The sequence below is a fragment of the Hyphomicrobium sp. 2TAF46 genome (assembly GCF_052114865.1).
Lineage (GTDB): Bacteria > Pseudomonadota > Alphaproteobacteria > Rhizobiales > Hyphomicrobiaceae > Hyphomicrobium_B.
In genome coordinates, this window is the sequence record NZ_JBFRFO010000006.1 from 53,585 (window position 1) to 67,280 (window position 13,696).

At 61.3% G+C, this 13,696-nt stretch carries 15 protein-coding genes; 4 read left to right on the forward strand and 11 right to left on the reverse strand.

The window, feature by feature from the left end; translation table 11 throughout:
* Nucleotides 1–143: 143 nt before the first annotated feature.
* Together AB4Z24_RS13475 and AB4Z24_RS13480 are read right to left on the reverse strand one after the other, a co-directional pair.
* Entirely contained in the window at nt 144–620 is a 477-nt protein-coding gene (locus AB4Z24_RS13475) for a hypothetical protein (protein WP_441708918.1), read from the reverse strand.
* 47 nt (nt 621–667) lie between these two features.
* Nucleotides 668–862 carry a hypothetical protein gene (locus AB4Z24_RS13480; RefSeq protein ID WP_441708920.1) on the reverse strand — a complete coding sequence of 65 codons (195 nt, stop codon included), beginning with the start codon at nt 860–862 and terminating at the stop codon, nt 668–670.
* A 41-nt stretch (nt 863–903) separates the two neighbouring features.
* On the opposite strand from AB4Z24_RS13480, the gene AB4Z24_RS13485 reads away from it, so the two are divergent.
* From AB4Z24_RS13485 to AB4Z24_RS13500, 4 genes are all read left to right on the forward strand, one after another.
* Entirely contained in the window at nt 904–1,170 is a 267-nt protein-coding gene (locus AB4Z24_RS13485; protein ID WP_441708922.1) for a metal-sensing transcriptional repressor, read from the forward strand.
* A 12-nt stretch (nt 1,171–1,182) separates the two neighbouring features.
* Nucleotides 1,183–2,529, forward strand: coding sequence for a cation diffusion facilitator family transporter (locus AB4Z24_RS13490; protein ID WP_441708924.1), 1,347 nt, complete (start codon nt 1,183–1,185; stop codon nt 2,527–2,529).
* Nucleotides 2,530–2,556: 27 nt separating this feature from the next.
* Nucleotides 2,557–3,390, forward strand: a complete 834-nt coding sequence (locus tag AB4Z24_RS13495) for a HupE/UreJ family protein (RefSeq protein ID WP_441708926.1) — start codon at nt 2,557–2,559, stop codon at nt 3,388–3,390.
* 706 nt (nt 3,391–4,096) lie between these two features.
* Complete coding sequence (locus AB4Z24_RS13500) at nt 4,097–4,996, forward strand: ArdC family protein (RefSeq protein WP_441708928.1); 900 nt, start codon at nt 4,097–4,099, stop codon at nt 4,994–4,996.
* A 225-nt stretch (nt 4,997–5,221) separates the two neighbouring features.
* On the opposite strand, the gene virB11 is transcribed toward AB4Z24_RS13500, so the two are convergent.
* Genes virB11 through AB4Z24_RS13545 form a run of 9 tightly spaced genes read right to left on the reverse strand, consistent with a single transcriptional unit; the run spans nt 5,222 to nt 13,694 of the window.
* The gene (virB11, locus tag AB4Z24_RS13505) at nt 5,222–6,277 is read right to left on the reverse strand and encodes a P-type DNA transfer ATPase VirB11 (protein ID WP_441708930.1); all 1,056 of its coding nucleotides are present in this window, start codon (nt 6,275–6,277) and stop codon (nt 5,222–5,224) included.
* Nucleotides 6,255–7,400, reverse strand: a complete 1,146-nt coding sequence (gene virB10, locus AB4Z24_RS13510; protein ID WP_441708932.1) for a type IV secretion system protein VirB10 — start codon at nt 7,398–7,400, stop codon at nt 6,255–6,257. Before virB10 ends, virB11 begins: the two co-directional genes overlap by 23 nt.
* An 11-nt stretch (nt 7,401–7,411) precedes the next feature.
* Nucleotides 7,412–8,329 (reverse strand): P-type conjugative transfer protein VirB9, encoded by a 918-nt coding sequence (gene virB9 / locus AB4Z24_RS13515; RefSeq protein WP_441708934.1) that lies wholly within the window; start codon nt 8,327–8,329, stop codon nt 7,412–7,414.
* Nucleotides 8,326–9,009, reverse strand: coding sequence for a virB8 family protein (locus AB4Z24_RS13520; RefSeq protein ID WP_441708936.1), 684 nt, complete (start codon nt 9,007–9,009; stop codon nt 8,326–8,328). The genes virB9 and AB4Z24_RS13520 overlap by 4 nt, the downstream gene beginning before the upstream one ends.
* The gene (locus AB4Z24_RS13525) at nt 8,996–9,178 is read right to left on the reverse strand and encodes a hypothetical protein (RefSeq protein WP_441708938.1); all 183 of its coding nucleotides are present in this window, start codon (nt 9,176–9,178) and stop codon (nt 8,996–8,998) included. The genes AB4Z24_RS13520 and AB4Z24_RS13525 overlap by 14 nt, the downstream gene beginning before the upstream one ends.
* A 2-nt stretch (nt 9,179–9,180) precedes the next feature.
* A complete protein-coding gene (locus AB4Z24_RS13530; RefSeq protein ID WP_441708940.1) occupies nt 9,181–10,200 on the reverse strand; it encodes a type IV secretion system protein in 1,020 nt (339 codons plus the stop codon).
* A 36-nt stretch (nt 10,201–10,236) separates the two neighbouring features.
* Nucleotides 10,237–10,962 (reverse strand): P-type DNA transfer protein VirB5, encoded by a 726-nt coding sequence (gene virB5 / locus AB4Z24_RS13535; RefSeq protein ID WP_441708942.1) that lies wholly within the window; start codon nt 10,960–10,962, stop codon nt 10,237–10,239.
* Nucleotides 10,963–10,993: 31 nt separating this feature from the next.
* Nucleotides 10,994–13,363 (reverse strand): VirB4 family type IV secretion/conjugal transfer ATPase, encoded by a 2,370-nt coding sequence (locus AB4Z24_RS13540; protein ID WP_441708944.1) that lies wholly within the window; start codon nt 13,361–13,363, stop codon nt 10,994–10,996.
* A complete protein-coding gene (locus AB4Z24_RS13545) occupies nt 13,356–13,694 on the reverse strand; it encodes a type IV secretion system protein VirB3 (protein WP_441708946.1) in 339 nt (112 codons plus the stop codon). The genes AB4Z24_RS13540 and AB4Z24_RS13545 overlap by 8 nt, the downstream gene beginning before the upstream one ends.
* Between the last annotated feature and the right edge of the window lie 2 nt (nt 13,695–13,696).

A 13,696-nucleotide genomic window follows, 5' to 3' on the forward strand; every position in this document is an offset into this window, starting at 1 on the left:
TTTCGAAGGTTGTTGGACGCGATCTTTGGGCTGGCGCCTCACGGGGACGTCGCGGGACCCCATGAGGAATATGTTGGCGCAGCTCGCCATCGAATGTCAATAAGAGACGCCTCAAGCGCATCCGGATTGTGCGATGGGTCGGATCACAACCACCTGATCCGGTCCCAAAACATCGTGAGGCCCAAAACGAGCACAGCCAGTGCACTGGCGAGTTCCAGCCAGTAGCCGAGGCGTTGTCGTAGACCTTCGGTCCGGCTGAGAACTGCCATGAAACGTTCCCGGGCGACGACTGCTGCGACAGCAAAACTGGCGAGCGTCACGATCACGCCGCCGAGCATGGCCAAAACCGCTGCAAGCCCGACCGTCAACTTGTTGTGCGCGAGAGCATAGGTGAGAATGAAGGTCGTCAGGGGACAGGGCACGAGCCCCGTCACCAGTGCCAATGTGCGGCCATCGCGAGCATGAGTATCGGGCGGAGGCCTGATGGCTCGAAATAGAAGATAGGCTCCAATCATCGTAATGAACGCGGCGCTCATCACCTCGAAAGCGGGGGCCCTGCCGCCAGCCGCCAGCGAACGGCTGATGACAGCGACGCCCGCCAGAACAAGAACGACGGCCATTCCGACATGAGTCAGTGCCAGTAGGCTTCCCGTTGCAACCCCCTCGATCAACCGGCCGGGCGGCCAAGATGATACGAGACAAGCACGCTCTTGCCGTGCCCCGGCATCAGCGCATGGACGATCCCGAAAAAGAACGCAGCGCCCATCAACGCCGGTAGGCCCGACACGTCGACAGTCGATTTCATGCCTTCCGACATGCCGCCATAGAGCCACCGCTGGATTTCGATCAACCATCCCATCATGGGGCTTGCCTATATCCTATCCCCGGGGATAGGACAGAGAAATGAAACACGAGAGTCATCCCGCCATTATCAAACGCCTGAAGCGCGCTGAAGGACACCTGCGCTCCGCAATTGGCATGATTGAGGCTGGCCGCTCGTGTCTCGATTTGGCCCAACAGCTCCATGCTATCGAAAATGCCATCGCCAGCGCCAAGCGTGAATTGATCCACGACCACGTCGACCATTGTCTCGAGGATGCCGTGTCGGAGGGTGGCAAGGCTTCCAACGCGGCACTTAAAGAGTTCAAGGCATTGACCAAATATCTTTGAAGGGAAAGCGATGTGCTCGACAAAATCCGCGACTGGCTAGGACTGACGGTGTTTGAAGGCGCAACCGGACACGGACATGATCATGAGGACGATGGCGGCCACGGCCATACGCATGGTGTCATCGATCCGTCTATCGCCACAACCGAGCGCGGTATTTGGGCCGTCAAATGGTCGTTTGTCATTCTCGCCATCACCTCAGCCCTGCAAGTGCTCGTTGTGATCGCCACGGGCAGCGTCGCCCTCCTCGCCGATACCATCCACAACATCGCCGACGCGACGACCGCTATTCCGTTGTGGATTGCTTTCAAGCTAGCGCAGCGCAAGCCGACTGCAACGTTCACCTATGGCTACGGCCGGGTCGAGGATCTCGCGGGAATTGCCATCGTTCTGATTATTCTGTTCAGTGCGCTGGTTGCTGGCTACGAGGCGATCGACCGGATTTTCCACCCCCAGCCCATCACGCAGTTGGCTTGGGTCGCGCTCGCTGGTCTGGTCGGCTTCATCGGCAATGAAATCGTCGCGGTCTTCCGCATTCGTGTCGGCCGGGAGATCAACAGCGCGGCACTCATTGCAGATGGCTATCACGCCCGGACGGATGGGCTTACGAGCCTTGCAGTCGTCGCAGGCGCAATCGGTGTCTGGCTCGGATTTCCGCTTGCCGATCCGATCATCGGCCTGCTCATCACGATCGCAATCTTTGGTATCGTCTGGCAATCAGCCAAAGCTGTGCTGACCCGCATGCTCGACGGTGTAGACCCAGCAATGATAGGTGAGATCAGCCACGCAGCCGGGCATGTCCCTGGCATCAAGAAAGTCCTCGATGTCAAGGCCCGATGGCTGGGCCACAAGCTCCATTCCGACGTCGCGATCCTCGTTGAGGGCAAACTTTCTGTCACCGATGCCGACAAGATCGGAACGCTCCTCAAGCGGGAAATGTTTAATCACATTCCGACACTTTCGGTCGTGAACGTTCGGGTCCACGGATCCGATTCAATTGCTGATGTTGCCGAGGCGCCGGAGCACACTATTGGGCGTCACCATGCGCCGGAAGCATTCAAAGTCGCGAGTACACTAGCACGCGGACTGTTGGCAATTGCTGATACGTCCAAAGGCGAACGCATGCGGCTCGTTCTCGAACTCCCCGTTGTGGGGTTGGAAGCCACCGTAGCCATTGATCGTCCAGGTGGCACCGTTGAAACTCTTGCGCTGCTACCAGTTGCGGGCCGCTCCGGTGTTTTTGAAAGCACCAAGGCGCCCGCTGAGCCGCACGAATTTTCCGCCCAGTTGCGCCTCAGCGCTGGCCAGCGCGCAGACGTTGTAACCTTTCGCATGACCGAACCTGCCGGACACAAACATTAGATCGAAATTCCAAGCGATAGGACCTAAATGACACGCGAGAAGCATCAAGTCGGGACCACCGCGCTCCTTGCGAGCGTCACCATTGCAGCTTTTTGCCTGACGATGAGCGCCGCATTTGCTCACGGTATTCATGGCGACCAGGCCCGGATGCTCAAATACGGCGGCCCGCTCAGTTATTTCTGGGCCGGCGCCACGCACATGCTGACCGGATACGATCACTTACTCTTCTTGTTTGGCGTCATGTTTTTTCTGACGAACCTCAAAGACATCGTCACCTTCATCACGGCCTTCACTATTGGCCACAGCATCACGCTCATCGCCGCAACACTCTACGGCGTGCAGGCCAACTACTACTTGATCGATGCGGTCATTGCGATTTCGGTCGTCTACAAAGGATTCGACAACCTCGATGGCTTCCGGAAGTGGTTTGGGATCACGCCGCCGAACTTGCTTGGCATGGTGTTTGGGTTTGGACTCATCCACGGATTTGGTCTTGCGACGAGATTGCAAAATATCGGTTTACCAGATGACGGACTGACACCGCGCTTGTTGGCCTTCAATGCAGGCGTAGAACTTGGACAGATTGCAGCCCTGGCCGCCATGATGTTGTTGCTGGCACTCCTTCGTCGCACGCAGGCCTTTGCGCCTTTCACAATCATTTCCAATGCAACCTTGGTGATTGCGGGATCGCTGTTGTTTTTGATGCAAATGCATGGCTACCAGCACATCGCGTATCCAGATGAGTTCGGCTTCAGTACCAATCAGCATATTCTCGATCATTATAAGAACGACGTTCCGTCCGGTGACGACATCCAGCCGCCAACGGTCCCGAATTCTCAGTCCCAGACGCCCGGACAATGACCGGCTTGGGTGAATCGCGTCGCACTTCAACGGCTTGGGCCCGGGGGCGCGACGTCCGTTTAGGGTCACGAACGACGCGATTTGACCGTCGGCTTTCAAGGTACACCGGCCATCACGATCTGGAAGCCTGATTGGATGCGCCGTATTCATCCGTGCTCCAGGCAGTAGCACCTTCAAGAGCGGACATCATCGCCAATTAAGGGCGCCGAGTGAACGCAAGACGGGTCGAGGGCTGTATAGGAACGCCTACAGTCCTTACCGGCTGCATTGGCACCTACTCGCGCCCGTTTGGTTCGCCGATAGCGCAACGGACCGTCTGAATTCACAGTCTGACCGAGTCAACGTGCCGCTATACTTCACGGTAGCGGTCCGATTTTCGTCACCATAAACGGTGCAGTTTAAGGTCCTGCCTGCGTTACGCACGCCTCCGGTTACTTGTTTCAGGAATCGACAACACGCGTAACCACCGCTGCGGTCGTTCCTGTCACGCGCCTATCGCGCCGCCCCTTCTGCTGTCTCTCAGCTGCCCGTTGTGGCGCGGATCGCGGCGCTGCTCAAACCCGCTCGCTTCGGGGCGCAGGGCCCCTGCAGCAGCGCGCCCGTTGGGTCGCGAAGGCGCGAGGTTGTGACAGCGCCGCTTAGGGTCCGCGTTGGCGGCCGGGCATCGAGACCGCAATCGGGCGGTCCGGTTCTCAAGGACAACGCCATGACCTCCAAACCTTCACTCTTTGACACTATCACGCAATCGATTGCTGCCGCCATCGAAGCCAATCCCGGCAAACCCGCCATGCCCTGGCATCGCGATGCCTCCGCACCGCTGTTCATGCCGGAAAACGCACTGACCAAAAAAGCCTATCAGGGCATCAACACCGTCGTGCTCTGGGTCTCGGCCGAGCAGCAGGGCTTCAAGTCCCCTGTCTGGGCGACGTATCACCAATTTACGCAACTCGGCTGCCAAGTCCGCAAGGGCGAAAAATCCACACCCGTCGTGTTCTACAAATCCTTCGAGGTGACTGGTGATCCAGAAGATGCCGACGACGATGGCCAGCGGCGCGTTGCGCGGACCTCCGCCGTTTTCAATTGCGCGCAGGTCGATGGCTTTGCTGAGCCCGATGCGATTCCCGATCTCGGGACGGTGGTGCGGAGTTCGCAGTTCGATGCCTTCGTGGCTGCAACCGGTGCCGTAATTGCGCACGGCGGTGACCGGGCCTTCTATCAGCCGTCCACCGATACCATTCGGATGCCGGAGGAAACCCGCTTTTGCGGCACAGCCACCATGGCCCGCGATGAAAGCTACATGTCGGTTCTGGCGCACGAACTTGGCCATTGGAGCGGCGCCAAGCATAGGCTCAACCGCGACTTCGGCAAACGCTTCGGTGATGCCGCCTATGCAGTCGAAGAAATCGTTGCCGAACTGAGTGCTGCGTTTATCTCCGCCGAACTCGGCATTGCCTGCACGCCGCGCGCCGATCACGCCCAGTATATCGCCCAGTACCTGCAGCTCTTAAAATCCGACAGCCGCGCCATCTTTACCGCCGCCGCCAAAGCCAACCAGGCGGTGACGTTTTTGAAGGCATTCTCGGCTGAGTGTGCAGTCGCCGCGTGATGTTCTTCCTGCGCCGGGCTCTAGCCCGGCGCAGATCACTTTGTGTTTTGTTTGCCCCGCTTTTGGAGCCTCGCAGGCGCCGGACCGCCGTCAAGCGCTGAAGCGCTCCTCCACGTCTGTTACGGCCCTGCGGGTGACGGCAGTCCGGACGGCCTGCGGTTTCAGGGCCATGCCGGGACGGGGAACGTGACGGGGGAAGGATGTTTGCCGAACAGGGAACGGCGGTTAGTTCGGTGCTTTATCGTTTGGTGTGGTGCCGGTCAGCGCCACGTCAACGACTTTGAAGGCGCCGCCGATCCTTTGGCATTGGATGATGACATCAACCGTGGCGTTGACCAGCTCGCGGATGTCCGTGCGGGTGAGATCGCGGCCGCCGTCGCTTTCTTTGACCAGCAGGGTCAGCTGCTCGACCGCCAGCGCGCAGCTGTTGGCATGCACCGTCGTGATCGATCCCGGATGGCCGCTATTGACGTTGCGCAAATAGTAGAACGCCGAACCATCGCGCAGCTCTTGCAGGAGGATGCGATCCGGGCGCATGCGCAACGCGCTTTCGAGCAGGTCTTTGGGTCCGATCCGGGCGCGGCCCGTCGCATCTTTTGGCCCGTCCTTGGGGTAGAACAACGCCACGCGGTTCGGCTGTGGCACCACGAGTTCTGCCGTATCCTCGATTGTAATGATGCGCTCGGTGTCGGGGATTTCGGCAATGAGCGCTTTGGAGAGCGTCGTCTTGCCGGAACCCGTCGCCCCGGAAATCAAGATGTTATTTTTTTCTTTCACGGCGGCAGCCAGAAACGCTTTGGTGTCGCCGCTCTTGAGTAAAGTGCTGAGGTCTGAGGTTGTATCGTCTTTGTTAGTTTGGCGTTTTGGGCCGTCGAACAGCCCGGCGCTTTGAAGTTCGCCCAGTGACCACGTCCGCACCGACGGTTTGCGAATGGTGACGCTGATCACACCCGCTTCCGTCGCGGGCGGTCCGACAATCTGAATGCGGGCGCCTGAGGGCAGCGTCGCCGACAGGATCGGCCGCTCGTCGCGAAAGGCTTGCGCCGCATAGGCGGCCGTCGCCTTGGCCAGCCGTTCGAGGCGCACGAACGTCATGTTGGCGTTCGTTATCGTATCCCAGCCGTCGCGGGTTTCGACCCAGACCTCGCCCGGCCGGTTGATGACCACTTCGATCACGTCCGGCCGGTCGAGAAGCTCTTGCAGCGCGCCGAGTTGTTCCTGAACGGCACGCCGCGTTTCCTCGCGCCCATCGCTTGTGTCAATCCTTGAGAGATCGGCCATCGGTCCTCACCGTTGAAGTTTGCCAAAGGTCGGGCTCGGGTTGCGGCGCCAGCGTCAGCCGGTAGACGTTGGAAAAGTCCAAGTCCCTGGCGACAAAAATCGTCACCAGCTCACCCTGCGCCTTGTGCAACGTCGGCGGCATGTTGATCGACTGCTCGACCGCAATCGCCGCCGCCTGGTTGCCGGCCTGGCCAACGCCGTTGAAGCTTTCCCCGGTCGCGGTTTGCCCGGCTTTTGTGAGTATGCGCATGCCGTCGCCGACAACCGACATCAGCAGTGCCGAGCCAAACCGCTCCCACCAATGGTTATCGACTTCGCCGCCAACGCCAGCGCGGCCGATCGCGTCGGTCGCCGGTGAGCCGAGATCGACAACAACGCCAGCTGGGGACCGCGCCCGGCTCCACAACACATGCAGGCGCACCTGACCTTGCTTGAGGCCGCCACGGTATTCGCCCGTCACCTGTGTGCCGCGTTCGAGCAGCACCACGCGGCCATTGGCGCCCAGCACATCGCGCGGAATCACGCACGATACAAACCCCGGTTGATCGGACTGCATCGCCGTTTCCAACGTGCACGGGATCGCGGTGCCCTGAGGTACGACGAAGTTCGGGTTGCCGAGGAACCCGGCGCGCACCGCTTCCAGCTTCGGCGGTTTGAGACGGCGCTCGAATTGGCCTTTGTCGTCGGCCTCGAACTCAGGACTTATGCTGCCGGTGGTGATGGGCGCGCCGCGTGAGAACTGCGCGTCGCGCTTGCTCACTGCCAGCACCGGGGCTTTGCGCGACGCCTCCAGCATCGGATCGGGCGGCGGCGGCGCAGGGGGCGGAGCCTCGATCACGGGCGCGGCCTTGATATCAGTCATGACCGCCAGCCGCGGCAGCTCTTTCGGCGCTGGCTTTTCAATCGCCGGTTCGAACACCGCCGTCTGTTGCACCCGCGCATGTTCGATTTTTTGCTGCGGCGCGGGCCCGGACCAGAGCAACCAGAGAAGCACGGCCGTCGATCCGCCGCCAACGGCGATGGCAATGGTGCGGCGGCGGGTTTCGCGGGCGGGCGATGTGGCGCGGGCGTCACTGTGCTTGTCGCGCTCACCTGCAACCGTTTCGGAATCGGTCTGAGACATAATCTCGCTCCTCACTTTTGCGGTTGGACGACTAGCGTTGAGCCTGCGGGTGATATCGCCCCGGCGGACAATTTTGCATCGCGTGTCAGGCGATCGACAGCGGGCGAGGTTGTCAGCGTCCCGGTCGCTAAACCTTCCGGCACATAGGCCTCATTGAAGATGCATAAGACTTCATCGCCTTGGCGCAGGACAAACTTGGCGGCAATGGCGTGGACCCGCACGTCACCGCCGGTGACGGTTTTCGGCACCAGGCTTTCGCTGCCGTCACCTGACACCAGATAAATCGCCGGGATGACCATGTTTTCCGGAAACACAAACGTCGTGATCTTGCCGTTGTCGGAGACGGCACGCGGCTCAAAGCTCGCCGCGCCTTGCACCGCGTAGCGGGCATTGCGCGGACCGCCGGTCTCATCCGCCGCCAACGTGCGCTCGGCCTGTTTGGCTTTGAGGGCTTCGGCGGCGGCCAGCGCTTCGGCCTTGCGCTTGGCCGCCTCGTCGGCAGGGTATTGATATTTGAGGAGGTAGAACGGCCGCTCGCCTTTGATGTCTTGGCCGGCACTCATCAGCTCGAACTGATAGCTGCGCTTCGTGCCGTCGGGCCGTTGCGTCACCACCGACATATTGGTCGGCTCTTGCTGCTCTCTGGGTTTGAGAAACAGAATATGCCCGACAGGCGCGGCTTCCCAGGCGACAGTGTTGCCAATTGCCGCTTGAAGAATTTCCTCATCAGGCGAAAACTCGATTTGAATCGAATGCCGTAACAGCCCCGTGACACGCACCACCTGATAGGGCCGGTAATCGACAAAACGCACGCGCGCGTCGAGCTGCCCGGCGCGCGGGTCTTCGGCGGCAAGCGCTGCGGACGTTAATCCGATGAGCGCAAGACATGCGCCTGCCAAGAGTTTGGCTGTTGGTGTTGTGTGCGTCATGGGGCGGCCTCCGCATCTGCTTTGAAATCACTGACCAGGAACCCGAGTGGATTGATCTGCCGGTCTGATGCCGACATCGTCTCGCTCGAATAGGAAAACGTCAGCGTCGCTATCCAGTGCGTGGTCTGGGTATCGTCGCCGCGTAGAACCGTCTTGAGATAGCGGACCGATGCCACATTGCGGTCGAGCATCGACACCGACGAGACCGTAATCCGCACCGTCGCCGATTTGCCGTACTGCACCTGCGGACTTTGCGGATTGCTGCCGCGATAGAGCTCCTGGAACCGGCGCTGTTCGGCCGCAACCGACATCAGCGCCACAGTGCGGAAGTTGATTTCGGCTTCACTGGCCGCAAAGCCTTCCCGCGCCCGGACATAGAGCCCAGCGAAGTATTTCGTCGTCGCCTCGTTGTAGGTATTGGGGCCGGTTATGGCGGAGACCACATCGACAATCCCGGTCGTGTTATCGACCCGGATCACGAATGGCTCGACGCTCTTGAGAGGTGCCAGACACGCGACCGCGATGAGGCTCAGCGCCGTCAAGGCGGACGCCCCACCGGCAATGCGCCAGGCGCGTTTGGCCGAGGCATGCGCTTCGAGCGCCGCATCCTGATCGAACCTTCGGGCCGTGGCAAAATAGTCGTCGAGATCGCTCGCGCGCACGGCTTCAGCTTTGCCCATGGCGGTCTCCTTCGCTCGCTACGTCTGGTGCGAGACTGGTCCGGTCCGGCATGCTGCCGACCGGACGGCGCACGGAGCCGTCGCACGATGGCGGTCCGCCGCGCCAACTGGCGCAGCCTGTCAGGCTGAGCACGATCGCCATCAGAATAGCTGTTCGAGACTTCCGCATGTTTACCCCCTCTGTTGACCGGTCATGGCTTGCTGCTGTTCGATGGTTGGACCAGAGCTGCGCGCGGCGACAGTGCGCGCGTGCGGCCGGAACCAGCCGTTGCCGCTTGTGAGACTTTGGCCGCGCGCTGCGAAGCTTTGGGCGCTGGCCTTGGCACTTTCGATGTTGGTGACGGTGGACGCATGCGTCGCGCGCAGCACCGCCGCCGGACCGCGCACCGCCAGCCAGGCCCCGCCGGAAGCGAGCGCTGCGGCCATTGCCGGCAGGTTCCAAAGTACGCCGAAGCAGAACGTCCCGCCGGCAACAATACCGAGCGCCGAGGCGGTTGAATCCCAGGCGCCTTTCGAGGTGCCGAGCAAGCCTTCGAACGTCGTCAGCATCATCGCCAGCACGGCGATGGAGAGGATCTGCAGGATCACATAGTTGACGACTTGCGCCAGCCACGCCTGCGCAAAGCCGCGTGTCGATTCAAAAAGACCGAGCGCCACGAACACCGGTCCAAGACCGAGCACCAGCGCAAGCGCGAACTTGGCAAACAGCCAGGTGAAGTAGCCGTAGGCCGTCAGCAGGCCCATGGTGACGTAGATCACCACCGACGACACCGCCGCCTTGATCAAGCCAAAGCTCCACCCGGCATCACGCCACATCTCTTCGACCAGCACATTGGTGCGGGTCAGCAGCTGATCGAAGCGTCCCGGCGATGCCGGTGTGCCGCCACCGACGACCGCCGCGATCTCGCGCGGCAAGGTGTCGAAGAAGAACGTGCCAACGTAATCGTTGTAGCTGGCGTAGCTCAGCGTCAGGGTCGTGATGATGCTGGCCTTGAGGATGCGGGCGAGCGCTTCGGGAATCGGCTCTTGCACCGCCCCGCGCAGCACCAGGATGCCGAACCACAGGACATAGAGTGTCAGCGCCGCCCGCATCGGATCGGCGAGCGCACTGCACAGGCCCGACGCCGTCCGCTCCAGAAACTGGATGGCGGGCTGCTGAAACGCCGCATCGATGCTTTGAAAGACATTCATGGGAACCTCATGTGCGTGCGGTGACGGGGGTTCGGATTAGGGCTTGGCGGCCGTGCCGCCGAGAGCGCGGATATTGCCCTCAATCTTCCGGTCCCAATCTTCTTTTGCCCGCTGCTCGCGCGTCTGCACTTCCGCCTGCTGCAACATGGCGAGCGCCTGCATTTTGAGGAGTTCGTTTTGTAGCTGCGCACTTTCACTGCCGATACGCGCTTGCAGATCGAGTGTGGTCTTCGGGTCTTCGCTTTGGCCGATCTGAAGGCGCAGCTCGTCGAGGCCATCCATGCGTTTGGAGGCGGCTTCGTAGACTTGCTGCGCCACACTCACCTGACCAGCGTTGGCCATTTGCGCCCGGCGGGTTTCCGCGGCGTAAAAATCATCGCCCGCACGGGCATAGACTTCGTTGTCTCGGGCGTAGGCCTCGGCGCGCGATCCCAACGCGCCTGCGCCATGACCGGTCAGCGCCGCTTCCAATTGACCGAAGTCTTTCGGCAGCGCTTGCCGCACCGCCGGGTTCGACAGCAGGGCCGCGATGTCGCCCATGTTGGTCAGCTTGTTCAGTGACCCGTGCAGCGACTGCAGTTGCGTCAGCTGGTTTTTGGCTGTCTCCAGCTGATTCTTGAGTTCGGTGATTTGCTCGATCTGCTTGGCGATCCCGGTGGCATCGATGACCGGGATTTGCGCCGCTGCGGGCAGCGTCAAAAGCCACAAAGCTCCGCTGGCTGCGGCCGCGCGAATCGCGCGCCGCCAAAAGTGTTGGATCATGTCAGGTCTCCTGGTTTCCCCGTTTTGGTTGCTAAGCGCTGCGCCGCTTCTGAAACTCCACTATCCAGTTCTCGCCGTCGCTGGCTGATGGATCGCTTCTCAGTTCATCTCTGATGTCGTCGGCCAGCCGCACGTTGGCGGTCCGGCCCGATAAAATCGCCAGCTCGTCGTCAAAGCCACTCAAGTCGAGTTCAGCGACGACCGACGCGTGCCCCTGCTTGATCAAGAACCGGCGGCTTTCCGGCGTCAGCTCGCGGGCGATCAGTTCAAACTCGCGCGCCGTCAGCTTCATGCCGGTGACGTAGTCGCTGGCGCTCGCCCGGCCGTTGGCCATGAAAATCTGCGTCGGGCATTGCTCGATGATGGTGTGCGCGATCTTGGAGCGCAGCGCATCGGCCGGGCTCTGTGTTGCAAACACCATCAGGCCGTTTTGCTTGCGGATCGTCTTCAGTTTGTTGTTGGCGAGATCGCTGAACATGGGATCGCCCAACGCCTTCCAGAATTCGTCGATGGCGATGACAATCCGCTCGCCTGTGATTGTGCGTTCGATACGCTCGAACACATAGGCCATCAGCGGACCGCGAATGTCGGGGTTATCGATAAACTCGGTCATGTCGTAGCCAGAGTAGGTCACGCCGGCATCGAGGACGTCGTCTGGGTTGTCGAACACCCAGCCCAAGGCGTCGCCGCGCTGCCAGCGTTTGAGCCTGGCCGCCAAGCCGTCGGTTTCGGTTTGATCGAGATAACTGCGCAGCGCACCAAAGCTGCGGGTGTGCACCGGGCTTTCGCCCAGCGCCGCGACGGCACTGGTAAGGGCTTGCCGGTCGCTTGCGCTGAGTGTGCCGCCTGCGAGCGACTCCAGCCAGCGGGTCAGGAACGATTGCCCGGCCGCGTCGTACGGCATGGCCTTCAAGGGCGCGAAGCCGGTCGGCACGCCGCTCTTGAGCGGTAGATACGAGCCGCCGAGCGCCCGGACAAACAGATCAGCACCCCGGTCCTTATCGAACAGGACAATGCGCGCGCCGTGCTTGGTCACTTGGCTCAAAAGGAAGTTCAAGACCACGGTCTTGCCCGAGCCCGACGGCCCGCAAATAAAGGTGTTGCCGAGATCGCCGTCGTGGAAGTTGAAAAAATATGGTGCCCCGCTTTGGGTTTTGAACATCGCCACCGCCGGACCCCAGGAGTTGCCGTCGGCCCGCCCCTTCGGAAACCCATGCAGCGGTGCCAAGCTGGCAAAGTTCGCCGACGTGATCGCACCCGACCGCTTGCGAAACCGGAAGTTGCCCGGCAGCTGCGCCCACCACGCCGCTTCGAGACCAAGGTCTTCGCGCACGATCACCGCACCACCAGCCGCGGCGGCGCTTCTTGCTGCCGCGAGGTGGTCGTTCAAGGTGGTGACGGCTTCGGCGAACACGGCGACGCTTAAGTGGTGTTCGCCAAGCACCCAGCGGTTGCTTTCGAGATCGTCGAGGGCGACGCTCAACTCTTCAACTTGTGAGAACGCCTTGTCGGCGGCGTTGAGCATCTGGTTTTGCTTGCGCGATAGAATTGCCCGCGCCGAGGCTTTGTCGATGCAGCGGAAGGATTGCACGGCGGTCAGTTCGAACGGCAGCGCTAGAAGCTCATTCAACATGCCGGGCGAGGTCCGCGCCGGATATTCCTTGATGCCAAGCATCCCGGCATAGCGCGTTGCACCCGGATCGCGCAGTTCGAGGGTCTCGCGGCCGATGATGATCCGGTCTGTGTGAATGGCATGGCGGATGGCACCGCGCGTCAATGGCACTTGGGACAGACGGCCGCCGAGCAGATGATGCAGGACGGTGGAGATTTCGGAGGCAAGGATGCCGTTGTGCTCGAAAAGGCCAAGCTGCCGCGCGCCCAAGGGGGCCAGCTCCGCCAGCACCAGCCGGGTGGCGTCGGCCAGCGCTTTGAGTGCCTTGGGATCGGGTTCGCTGTCCGTCTCCCGTGTCCGGCGCAGCGTTGCAAACAACGCTGCCGCTTTGACCTCAACGACCGTCCCCGGCATCCAGACCAGCGCCAGAACGTGGCGGTTGTCGTAGAGCGTGTCGTTGGCAAGCCGGGTTTGGTATTTGGCATCGAGCGCCGCCGCGAAGGGACTGGCGCTCTTCCCCTCGGGATAACGGTGCGCCTGGCGGCGGATCAGCAGCGCATAAAGCGCCAAACGCGGATCGGTAATATTGCGCCACAACGTATTGAGCCGCGCCTGCAGGCCGTTGAGATCGCGATTGTCCGCCGTCTCAAAGGCAAAGCCCTCAATCTCGACCATGGTCATCAGGCCCTGGGTGCCGACCGTGATGGTGTGGGCGTCCACATGGCGGCCATAGGGAATGAACTCTTGCGATTCCAGTTCGCGGGTCATCAGCGTCGCGCGGTCAGCCATGGGCCAAATCTCCCAAATCGTAACTTCGCATCACCCTGAGCGGCGTCACGCTCGATCCGCCCCAATAGGCACTGTTGCGATAACGGCCCTTGGTATCGGCCCACCCGGCCAAAACCCGGAAAGCATTGTGGTCGTGGCGAACGATGACGCGGCAGAGGCCGTGCAGCACGACGCCGGTCAGCGCGTAGACAATCGAGCCGAGCCCTAAGAACAGCAGCGTCGTCACGAACACGTTGACGCCCATGGCCTCGACCGTGACGCCGGCAAACATCGCCGGCCGGGTGCAAGCCAGAAACAGCGTGTCGCTGGTGAGGGGCTCGGTGTCTGACATGG

Excerpts from the sequence above, each read along its gene's own strand:
- AB4Z24_RS13485 (WP_441708922.1), top strand. The coding sequence starts at position 904 with ATGAAACACGAGAGTCATCCCGCCATTATCAAACGCCTGAAGCGCGCT.
- AB4Z24_RS13480 (WP_441708920.1), bottom strand. The coding sequence starts at position 862 with ATGATGGGATGGTTGATCGAAATCCAGCGGTGGCTCTATGGCGGCATG.
- AB4Z24_RS13530 (WP_441708940.1), bottom strand. The coding sequence starts at position 10,200 with ATGAATGTCTTTCAAAGCATCGATGCGGCGTTTCAGCAGCCCGCCATC.
- AB4Z24_RS13525 (WP_441708938.1), bottom strand. The coding sequence starts at position 9,178 with ATGCGGAAGTCTCGAACAGCTATTCTGATGGCGATCGTGCTCAGCCTG.
- AB4Z24_RS13500 (WP_441708928.1), top strand. The coding sequence starts at position 4,097 with ATGACCTCCAAACCTTCACTCTTTGACACTATCACGCAATCGATTGCT.
- AB4Z24_RS13520 (WP_441708936.1), bottom strand. The coding sequence starts at position 9,009 with ATGGGCAAAGCTGAAGCCGTGCGCGCGAGCGATCTCGACGACTATTTT.
- AB4Z24_RS13545 (WP_441708946.1), bottom strand. The coding sequence starts at position 13,694 with ATGTCAGACACCGAGCCCCTCACCAGCGACACGCTGTTTCTGGCTTGC.
- AB4Z24_RS13495 (WP_441708926.1), top strand. The coding sequence starts at position 2,557 with ATGACACGCGAGAAGCATCAAGTCGGGACCACCGCGCTCCTTGCGAGC.
- virB9 (WP_441708934.1), bottom strand. The coding sequence starts at position 8,329 with ATGACGCACACAACACCAACAGCCAAACTCTTGGCAGGCGCATGTCTT.
- AB4Z24_RS13475 (WP_441708918.1), bottom strand. The coding sequence starts at position 620 with ATGGCCGTCGTTCTTGTTCTGGCGGGCGTCGCTGTCATCAGCCGTTCG.
- virB11 (WP_441708930.1), bottom strand. The coding sequence starts at position 6,277 with ATGGCCGATCTCTCAAGGATTGACACAAGCGATGGGCGCGAGGAAACG.
- AB4Z24_RS13540 (WP_441708944.1), bottom strand. The coding sequence starts at position 13,363 with ATGGCTGACCGCGCGACGCTGATGACCCGCGAACTGGAATCGCAAGAG.
- virB10 (WP_441708932.1), bottom strand. The coding sequence starts at position 7,400 with ATGTCTCAGACCGATTCCGAAACGGTTGCAGGTGAGCGCGACAAGCAC.
- virB5 (WP_441708942.1), bottom strand. The coding sequence starts at position 10,962 with ATGATCCAACACTTTTGGCGGCGCGCGATTCGCGCGGCCGCAGCCAGC.